This window comes from Negativicoccus succinicivorans (genome assembly GCF_018372215.1).
In the GTDB taxonomy this organism is placed as follows: Bacteria; Bacillota; Negativicutes; order Veillonellales; family Negativicoccaceae; genus Negativicoccus.
In genome coordinates this window covers 1-10,186 of record NZ_JAHAJN010000016.1, presented here as the reverse complement: position 1 = coordinate 10,186, position 10,186 = coordinate 1, and the positions used below count along the sequence as shown (strand labels likewise).

10 protein-coding genes and 1 pseudogene are annotated in these 10,186 nt (G+C 43.4%); 9 read left to right on the top strand and 2 right to left on the bottom strand.

Features of this window, described 5'->3' with window-relative positions; all coding sequences use genetic code 11:
• Positions 1–108 precede the first annotated feature (108 nt).
• The 7 genes and pseudogenes from KIB08_RS06795 to KIB08_RS06765 form a co-directional block, all read left to right on the top strand.
• Positions 109–651 carry a hypothetical protein gene (locus KIB08_RS06795; RefSeq protein WP_303991177.1) on the top strand — a complete coding sequence of 181 codons (543 nt, stop codon included), beginning with the start codon at positions 109–111 and terminating at the stop codon, positions 649–651.
• A 35-nt stretch (positions 652–686) separates the two neighbouring features.
• On the top strand, positions 687–1,016 hold the full coding sequence (locus KIB08_RS06790) for a hypothetical protein (RefSeq protein ID WP_050784961.1): 330 nt from the start codon (positions 687–689) through the stop codon (positions 1,014–1,016).
• A gap of 290 nt (positions 1,017–1,306) precedes the next feature.
• Complete coding sequence (locus KIB08_RS06975; protein WP_303991175.1) at positions 1,307–1,681, top strand: hypothetical protein; 375 nt, start codon at positions 1,307–1,309, stop codon at positions 1,679–1,681.
• A gap of 60 nt (positions 1,682–1,741) precedes the next feature.
• Positions 1,742–2,161 carry a nuclear transport factor 2 family protein gene (locus KIB08_RS06780; RefSeq protein ID WP_019118573.1) on the top strand — a complete coding sequence of 140 codons (420 nt, stop codon included), beginning with the start codon at positions 1,742–1,744 and terminating at the stop codon, positions 2,159–2,161.
• Between the two features lie 11 nt (positions 2,162–2,172).
• Entirely contained in the window at positions 2,173–2,790 is a 618-nt protein-coding gene (locus KIB08_RS06775) for an SAP domain-containing protein (protein ID WP_023056516.1), read from the top strand.
• Between the two features lie 108 nt (positions 2,791–2,898).
• On the top strand, positions 2,899–3,063 hold the full coding sequence (locus KIB08_RS06770) for a transposon-encoded TnpW family protein (RefSeq protein WP_019118571.1): 165 nt from the start codon (positions 2,899–2,901) through the stop codon (positions 3,061–3,063).
• 41 nt (positions 3,064–3,104) lie between these two features.
• Positions 3,105–3,368 (top strand): annotated as a pseudogene (locus KIB08_RS06765) (type IV secretory system conjugative DNA transfer family protein); the annotation flags it as partial.
• Between the two features lie 513 nt (positions 3,369–3,881).
• Here KIB08_RS06765 and KIB08_RS06760 read toward each other — a convergent pair.
• A complete protein-coding gene (locus tag KIB08_RS06760; RefSeq protein WP_303991168.1) occupies positions 3,882–4,235 on the bottom strand; it encodes a site-specific integrase in 354 nt (117 codons plus the stop codon).
• Positions 4,236–4,323: 88 nt separating this feature from the next.
• Between KIB08_RS06760 and KIB08_RS06755 the strand changes: the two genes are divergently transcribed.
• Positions 4,324–5,523 (top strand): amidohydrolase, encoded by a 1,200-nt coding sequence (locus KIB08_RS06755; protein ID WP_303991166.1) that lies wholly within the window; start codon positions 4,324–4,326, stop codon positions 5,521–5,523.
• Positions 5,524–5,684: 161 nt separating this feature from the next.
• Positions 5,685–9,038: a YadA-like family protein gene (locus KIB08_RS06750; RefSeq protein WP_303991164.1), complete on the top strand. Its 3,354-nt coding sequence runs from the start codon at positions 5,685–5,687 to the stop codon at positions 9,036–9,038.
• An 896-nt stretch (positions 9,039–9,934) separates the two neighbouring features.
• Here KIB08_RS06750 and KIB08_RS06740 read toward each other — a convergent pair.
• Positions 9,935–10,186 (bottom strand): helix-turn-helix domain-containing protein (locus KIB08_RS06740; protein WP_303991162.1); only part of this gene is annotated, 252 nt, incomplete at its 5' end.

Genomic DNA, 10,186 nt, shown 5'->3' with positions numbered 1-10,186 from the left:
GGGTATTGAGCTTGACAACCAAATTAAATAGCCAATAATGGACATTCGTGAAGTTCTTATTGATATAATGTGTACTTGCTAACTTGAATTTGTTGAGGATAAGGTTTTATGAATAATAAATATGAAAGCGTAAGAAAATTTTTATTATATCCAGATAATATTGATGATTTTTGGGAAAGTAATGATTTAATTTGGATTGATTGGAGAGAAGAAGACGAATCTGTAATCAATTACTTTAATAATGAAATAGGAAATCTTATAGAAGTAGATTTTATAAATAATAATAAAAAATATGGTGATGATATAAAATTAAAATACAGAGCTAAAGAAATAGTTATTCCTTATATGGATAATATGGATAGGGATACAACTATAAAGTATTTCAACGAAATCATAAAGGAAGATTTTGAAATAAGATGGTTTGTTGAAAGTCTTGGTGATGATACTTTAGCCTTTTGCATTTTACCGAATAATTTATGGAGTAGTTTAGAAAATGAGTTTAGTAAAGAGGTTGTAGATTATTATTTTATGACAATTAGTTTGGAATCCGTAATGTTTGATTTAGATATTGATTCTGTTTTTGATTTGGTTTCGCTTAGAAAAGATAATAATAAAGTACCTTTTGTAGAATTACTAAAAAAGCTAAAGTAGATAAATAAAAATTAGAATTTGTGGAGGTGTTAGCTATGGGGCTATTTGAAAAATTAAAAAAGAATAAAAATGCTAAAATTGTAGAGCAGAAATTCCCTTTTTATGATGAGCCAAATACAGCAGCTATTGTATGTAGTCATGTAATAAATAGAGAAGAACCAATTTTATTTGTATCACATGATGAAGATGATGGTATGTGGCAATTCTTATGCGGAAAAACACACGAAGCAGAGGACGCTAAATTAGTTTCTTTACAGTCTGTATTTGAGTTAGATAATTCGATAGGAACTTTGGTAGAAATGCCTTGTGGATATTGTGCAACAAGAGAAAATCAAGAAGCTAAATGGATAATCAGAGAACTTTAAATCCCAGTTTGTCGAGGTAATACCTTGAAACGTCTGAAAGATGCAATCAGCAAAGGGGAAATATTATTTTTCGGAGCATGGGAAGGTGATGCATTGGTAGGCTGCTGTTCAATAACAGTTGGTTTTTCAACTTTTGACTATATGCCAAGTGGAACATTTGAAGATTTTTTCATATGTCCTGGAGGACGCCCCTGTGGGCGCGCTGGCGGATGTGCTGCGGCAGTCCACTGTCTGGTATCTCTGGTGGGATTGATGGGATTCCCACGCCCTCTGGAACGGAGGAAGATCTTATGGACAAAAAAAACCTGACAGCAAAGCTCCTGGACCTGGTCGAAGGCCGGGAAACACCGGAAAGTTGGCGGAACTGGTGGGACGAGCATGAGCCGGAACTGGAGGCCCTGCTGAGTCGGGGTGAATTCTTGAAACTGATTGAGAGTGCCAAGAAATATCTGAAAGAGCATTTAGGTGAAAGTAAGACCTTAAATATATCCAAGTGGAAATCAGAGGCTAGCACTTTGAAGAAAGAGAAAAAGAGCCTATACAATCAAATATTAGAAATACGAGAGGAAGTTAAACAAGCTGAAAGTGTTAGAAGCTGTATAGAGAAATTACTACAAGAAAACAGAGGACTAACACAGGTAAAGAGGAACGAGTTAGACCCATAAAATTGAGTGAAAAAATGGTATAATATTAAAAAGTATTTGATTTTGGAGGTGTTTAAATTCATGGATGAAAGAGAGAAAATCATTCGTTTATGGTTTGATATGTGGCTTACACAAAAAGACTTAGGAATAGATGATATTTTTTCAGATGATGTGATTTATATTGAGAGTTGGTGTCCTAAGTATGAAAATCGGCAAACAGTAAAGCACTGGTTTAATGAGTGGAATACAAGAGGAAAAGTTCTTGCGTGGGATATAAAGCAATTTTTTCATAAGGATAATCAAACTATTGTAGAATGGCACTTCAAAAATAAAATGAATGAGGGGAAAGTTGAAGAATTTGACGGTATCTCTTTGATTGTTTGGACAGCCGATAATAAGATAAAAGCATTGAAAGAGTTTGGTTGTAATTGTAACAACTACAATCCTTACAAAGAGAGTGAAACACCATTATTTAGAGATGAAAAAGCAAATTGGTTTTAGGAGATAGAATATTGATAGAAAGTAGACCTGAGTTTGACAAAATTACATCGTTTGATGAGTTTAATAAATACTATTGGTATCGTGAAGAACTTTCACGGATATGCAAGTCATTAGGATTAGAATACAGAGGTACAAAACAGGAACTCAATTATATTATTGAGCAGTACTTTAAGGGTGATTTGATTAAAAAGTCATCAATAAAAAATGAAAAGAAACAAGTAGAAACTATTACCTTAGATACTCCATTACTTGAATGCGGGTTCTCCTTTAACACACATTTCAGAGAGTATTTCTCAATTTTAACAGATGTTTCGCCATTTAAATTTACTGCTGATATGGCTACTGCTTGGAGAAAAGTAAAAAGAGAAAATGATTTGAGTTTTACAATTCAAGATATGCTAAAAGTTTATTATGGAAAATCAAATTATGCGAAGTATGATAATTCAGTTTGTCAATGGAACCAATTTTTAAAGGATTTCTGTGCAGACAAAAATAGTTGCAAATATTCGAACAAATTAAAAGTAGCCTCTATTCTTTGGAAAGAAGTCAGAAATTCAAAAAATGAAAAAATTTATTCAAAGAATCTTTCGACTGAATATGCAGATAAGATAAAAGAGTATTGCAGGTAGGATATTTTTAGCTTGCTAAACTAACAAGTCAATAAAAGCTAACACGAAAGCAGTAAATCAAAAAAGGTTTACTGTTTTTTATTTGCCTAAAAATGGAAAGGAGGATACATGGAAGAAGAAAAAAGAAAAATACAAGTACCACCACATAAACAGTTGATAATGGATATTGGAAAGACAAAATATACTGTAAACCTACATTTTAAGCAAGGTACAGGGGAAACATACAAGGATAAAATACTAAAGCTAATCAAGAGAGAAACAGAGAAGATATAAATTTGTCAAAGAAATTTTGTTTATGTCCTTGACAAATCTTTCCAAAAGGAACGATAGTGATTGAGTGCGGTAAGATGCTTGAGGATAATGGATATGAGATTAAAATTCTAAATACCATCAATTTCAAAAAATCCATGAAATACAATCCTTTTGCATATATTCGTTCTGAAAAAGATATTCTAAAGCTTGTTCAGACAATCATCGCAAACACTAAGGGCGAGGGAGAAAAAGCGGGTGAAGATTTTTGGGTGAAAGCTGAGAAACTCTACTATACGGCACTTATCGGATATATCTGGTACTACGCCCATGAAAAACGCTATCGGGACTGGTGGGCGCAGTATGATGCTATGTTTGCGCCGGAGAACCGATTTGAATCCGAATGATTTGGCAGATTATGTCAGAATCAAAATAAAAAGGGGCGTATTGCTCACGAGACCGAGATTCAATTGCGATGGTTTGTAAAATCTCAATGTATACCATGCAGGTATCACCGCAGAAAAAATGAATATGCAGGGAGGCGACTTTCTCGGACAACAAGTCGATGTCATCGTCAAAGATGTACACAAAATCAGCGATACTAACGGTCGGGAAGAAGGTAGCATAAGCATTGATGAAAGGACCAGATTTACAAATCTGGTCCTTTTTTTAGTTTCTTGTTGAATAGACAAATAGGAAAGAAAAGGTTTATCAAAAACCCTATCTATAAAATGGCTGATCACGAGCTAATAGAGTTCTTGAGCCCAATTTGAGCCCAATTGGATTTGGATTATTGGAAAAGATACGCACATATGAAGCCTTTTCTTCTTAAAAATCATTTTTCAAGTATCGCTTGGAGCGATAATCGAATCAAGCGCAGTTACGGCAACACCTTGATTTGCCAGTGTTAAATGTGAATAGGTGTCTAAGGTCATGTCAATACTGGCATGACCTAACCTTTCTTGAATGATTTTGGGGTTTATTCCGGCTAATAATAGTAGTGTTGCATGAGTATGCCTTAGGTCATGAAAGCGAATATGACGCATGATTTTGGCATCTTTTAAAAGTTTTTGGAATTTTCTTGAACTGTAGTGCCTTTTGTTATAGCCGCGTCCAAATAGACCGCCTATGATCCAATCACAATTCTCATAAAGATTTCCTACGTTTTCTCTGTATGAGATCGGCGTATTGTCCATACTGTCGATTTGGTTCCTTGTCCCCGACAGTGCCGGCAAGCCGCAGGAAAAACAGTAATCACGAGTATTGACGGAAAGGAAGACAGTTATGTTGACAGATAAGTTGATGCAAATGCTGGAAGCACGCAAGGATGAAATGATTCAAATTCGCCGGCATCTTCACGAACATCCGGAAGTATCGTTTGAAGAAGTGGAAACGGCGAAATACATTGCCGATTTTTACGCCGGAAAAGATGTCAAAATCGACAAAGAGATCGCCGGCAAGCATGGTCTCGTGGTCATCATTAAAGGCGGTAAACCGGGCAAAACAATCGGCTTGCGTGCCGATTTCGATGCCTTGCCCGTACAGGAAGAAACGGGATTGCCCTTTGCCTCCAAAACGCCCGGCGTGATGCATGCCTGCGGGCATGACGGACATACCGCCTACCTGATGGTCTTGGCGGATTGTCTTATTCAGCTCAAAGACGAGCTCTGCGGTACCATCAAGATCATTCACCAAAATGCGGAAGAAATGGCGCCCGGCGGGGCAAAAGACATCGTCGCGTCCGGTGTACTCGATGATCTGGATTATGTCTTTGCCATTCACTTTCTGCCGACAGGACCAGCGGGCGGTGTCGGCTGGCGCAAAGAATTCACCTTTACCGGTCGTTCCTACATGAAACTCAAAATCACGGGAGCGGGCGGTCACGGCTCCTCGCCGCATTTGGCCAATGACGCCATCGTGGCCGGATCGTACTTTGTCACGCAGACGCAGACCGTCATCAGCCGTCGCTTGAGTCCGTTTGACGTCGGTGTCATTACCATCGGTTCGTTTGACGGCAAAGGACTGTTCAACATCATCAAGGAATCGGTCGAACTCGAAGGCGACATCCGCTGCATGTCGACCGGCGCACAAGAAATCGTGGAACGCGAACTGACCAACTTGGTGAAAGGATTGGAAGTCGGTTTCGGTGTGAAATGCGACTTCACCTATTACAATGATTATCCGCCGCTCTACAACGATCCCGAATTAACGGAACGGGTCGTGAAGATACTGGAAGCGGCACGGGATAAAGACGAACGGATCACCGACGTGAAAGAATTTCCGGCGCAAGCACCGTCGGAAGACTTCTCGTATTACACGAAAATCTGCCCCGGTTGCTGCTTCTTCATCTCGGCGACTCCGAAAGGCGTCGACAAACCGGTCTACAATCACAACCCGAAATTCGACATCGACGAAGATGCTCTTTTGGTCGCCGCCAAAGCGGTCGGTTATGTCGTGATGGGAATCGGACAGGAAGAAGAATAACAAATACGGTTATACGAATGCCCTTGCCGAAGCAAGGGCATTTTTGTATTACCGCGCGAAGCCGTCATACCGAACGCAGGGTGTTGCAATTTGTCGGGTGAGGATATATGATGAAAATTAAGAATAATAACTATATTTTTAACACATGAGGTGATGGCAAAATGAAACGGATCAGACGGGAACGACTGTTGGCGAGCCTTGTCGGCGCGGCGGTATTGGCGGGGAGCGTCGGCGTGACGGCAGGCGCGGCCGAATTGACGAATGACGAGATAGTTTTGTTGAAAGCAATGCTGAAAGACAGCGAGACTGTTGCCAAGGACGAAATCACATCGGAGGATGCACTGGCACTGGGCGGGGCATCGGCCGGCGGCAACCAAAGTATTGCCATCGGTAAACAGGCCATGACCGGTACGCGTAAGGAGCGGTATAACGGTCGTGTACTGTCAAATAATGAAGGCGCGGAAGGCGCCGTTGCGATCGGTCATAAGGCACATGCCAAAGCCAATCACAGTATCGCGATCGGTACGGAGGCGATGAGCGGAGATTATAAAGTCAGTTGGGATCCAAAAAGACCTGAGTCGCGCGGTATTGCGATCGGACAAAATGCGCAGGCCATCGCAAAGGGTAAACAACGAGAGCATTGGGAAGACCAAACTACACCGAGAACGCCCTACGAAGATGATGCGGGGATTGCCATCGGACGGAATGCGGCCGTGAAGGATTTAGGGCGGGGCAGTATCGCGATCGGTCTGGGAGCGACAACGGAGAATATAGATAATGTCATCATCGGACGCAATGCCAAAACAATAGCGTTGAAAGCAAATGCGGGCGGATATGAAACGCACGCGGTTCTTTCCGTGGGCATCGGTACGAATGCGGAAATCGCCGGCAGACATTCCGTCGCCATCGGTGCGAACAGTCATGTCGGCAACGGGAATATGTATAGCGCCAACACCACCAACCTGCTGGATTTCGGCGGTGTGGCACTGGGATACGGGGCGCGGACCAAGGCGGTCGGCGGTATCGCGCTCGGCTCGTGGTCGGAGGCTACACGGGAGTGGAGTACGAAAATTAACGATGTACCGTACAGTACACAGGTGTTATGGGGCGTCAACAAATGGGCGAATGTACCGGGGGAGGCGACACAAAAAGGCAACTCGATCGTGTTCGGCGCATTGTCCATCGGCGGGACATGGAGTGACAGCGGGCCGTTAAAACGGCCGTTTCTGCGTCAATTGACGGGACTTGCGGAAGGTACGGCAGATACCGACGCGGTGAACTTGCGTCAGCTGAAAGGATTGGAGCAAAAGCTATCGGCCGGCGGTACGCATTACTTCCACGTGAAAAGTGACGTGACGGGTGTTGGTACGAATCATGAGAATGACGGCGTACAATTGGGGGCCAAGGAGTCGCTTGCCATCGGTGCGAATGCGGCAGTAGAGAGCGGAAGAAACGGGATAGCGATCGGTTTTCAAAGTATCGTGGCCCAAACGAAAGGCATTGCACTCGGCAGCAAGCTGAACACGGAAGGTGCCAATACGATTTTGATCGGGAATAATATTACCGGTTCGAAACCGGCGAATATCGCGGTCGGGGTTGATGTGGCACCGTGGGTGATTCATTCGCAAGATGTCGAACTCAGTGTCGGCGGGGACGTTCGCTCGGCATCCGCGTGGGCAACCCGCGACACGACATTGATACCGGGCATGAAGGGAGAAAATAATATTGCGGTCGGCAACGGTCTGGCGCTGATTGATCCCGAAACCAAGTACGAAAATCGGAAGTGGTCGGTGCAAGATCAAGGTGATTTCAATAAATCCTCGGACGCGATTGTCATCGGCAACAGCAAGGAAGAAACAACGCAGCAGTTTGTCGGCAGTCGTGCGATCGTCATCGGTCGCTTGGCGAACGGATTTATCTCGGACTCGATCGCGATCGGTAACGAAACGGTATCGATGCGCGGGGTTGCCTTGGGAAATCAGGCACAGGCGACATTGGAAAATGCAGTCGCTATCGGCACGCAAGCGGTCGCCGATACCGAAGCGGGCATCATCGGCTATGTACCGGGCATGCCGGAGACAACCGATCTCAATGAGATTTTGAAGAAAACGGGCAAAGAAGAGGATTTGGACCGAATCGGGCAGGATATCGCCCAAGGTGGCAGTAAGGCAGAACAAGCGACAAAACAAATCAAGGCATTAAAAGGCATTTGGCGATCGGGAGCGGCAGCCGTTTCCGTCGGTAAAGCGGATATGACGCGACAGATCACCAATCTGGCGGCAGGGATGCGGGACACCGATGCGGTCAACGTAGCACAGCTCAAAGCGATGGCGGGCATCCCGATGCATTTCTATGCGGGAGGCAGAACGACAAGTCCGACGGACGGCAGTGCGCCGGTGTACACGCCGGGAACGTCGACATGGAGCATGCCGCTCAATGAGTTCCGTTTGGATTTCGGTGACGGTCTGACAGCGCAGCAGGTCGAAAAAGACGGCAAGAAATACACGCTCGTCACGCTCGATAAAGATAGTCTGAAAAATGATCCTAACTTCAAAGGACCGCAAGGTGAAAAAGGTGAAACTGGAGCCAAAGGCGATAAAGGTGACACCGGATTGCAAGGACCTGACGGTAAGTCAGCCTACGAAGTTTGGAAAGATCACAAAGAAGCTGACGGCACTCAACCGAACAAGGACAAATCGGAAAAAGACTTCCTTGATTCCTTGAAAGGTAAAGACGGTACGGGCGGTGCCGGCGGTACGGACTTTACGGTGACGTCGGACGGCCCGAAAGCGGATTCCGAATTTAAAGTCGATGCGGATCACGCACAGCTGAAGATCGCCGGAGATAAGACGAATATCACTACGTCGATTGAAAAGAACAATACCGTGAAAGTGGCGTTGAACCAAGACATCAAGGTCAACTCCGTAGAAGTCGGCGCTAAAGACGGTAAGCCGGGCGTGAAGATTGACGGCGACGGCATCAACATGAACGGTAAGAAAATTGAAAACCTGGCACCGGGTACGGCGGCCAATGACGCGGCGACAGTCGGTCAGCTCAATGAAGTACGGGATGAAAGCCGGGAAGGCAATGCGATGAATGCGGCGTTGGCGGCACTCAAGCCGCTCGATTTCGATCCGCTCCAACGCAGCCAAGTGATGGCAGGCGTGGGATATTACCGTGGCAAGCAGGCGGTAGCATTGGGATTGTCGCACTACTCCAATGAAGATACGCTCGTGCATGCGGGCATCTCGTATGCGGGCAGCTCGGAACTGATGGCCAATGCGGGGATCAGTTGGCGGTTCGGCAGCAAGGACGATCGCGAGTTGCGTCAGGCACGGAAGGAACGCTTACCGCAATATGCGGCGGGGCCGATGAGCTCGGTCTATGTACTGCAAGATGAGGTCGCCAGATTACAGGCGGTCAATGCGGAACGGGACAGCGTGATTGCGCGGCAGTCGGAACAGATTGCGGCGTTAGAAGAACAAATCCGTCGGATTACGGCACGTTTAGGCTGATCAGGCGGGAAAATACAAAAACGGAGTCCGAAAGGACTCCGTTTTTGTATGCGGATAACAGTATGAGCAGCGCTTATATCGATCGGTCGGGATAGACCGCCTGAAAGATTTCCCGCATGCCTTCCGCAGCATGAGGAAACATAAGCATACATAAGCATACATAAGCATACATAAGCATACAGGGAAGCACCTTGCCTGATCAACAAGTAGACATCGCCGGCAAAGTCGTACACAAAATCAGCGATGCTAGCGGCCGGGCAGAAGGCGGCATAGCAAGTGTTAGCAAGCATTGAAAAAAGACCAGATTTGTAAATCTGGTCTTTTTTAAGTTCCTTGTTGAATTGACAAATAGGAAAGAAAAGATTTATTAAAAACCGTATCTACAAAATGGCTGATCAAAAGTTAATAGAATTATTGAGCCCAATTTATTTCAAATTCTTTGAAAAACACTATATATTATTCCCCCCCCTTTTTCTTTTCCAAACGTCCGATATATCTCAAACCATTCAAAATACCATATTCTATTTTTTCTAATATCACTAAATCCACCTAATTATAGGACGTTTTCAAATTTTTAGTCCCGTCCCAGTCCCAGCACCGGAGAAATATTGTTTTAATATAATATCTCTTTTTATATTCTAAGCTCTTAAAAGTAAAAGAATAAGTAAAGAAAGTCAAGACAAGGATAAAAAGTCCATATTAGGGCAAATAAAAATCTTTAAGACAGATGAAAAAACTAAGTCAAATAAGAAAGAACATAGCAAAGGAACAGAGAGGTAAATATCGTCAGTCTTCGGGCGGTCTTTATTTTTTTGTTAATTTTTTATCAAATTTATACACACCTATACAAATATATATAAACTCATAAAAGATAAAGGCGTATAAAAAAATTTATCTTAATTACAGCAATCGCATTTTAAATTGAGATGTTCGCAAGCTAGATTACGGACTTCACTAGGAAGTTTTCCCTTATATCTTTTGTAATAAATGGAAAATTTGCTATGGGATGTGTATCCGACAGATTCTGCAATTTCCTTTATAGGTAGTTCGGTATTTAAGAGAAGAGTTTCAGCTACATTCATTCTTTTTCTTTGGGTGTATTCTGTAATGCTTTGACCATATTTTTCTTTGAACAAATTTTTTAATTT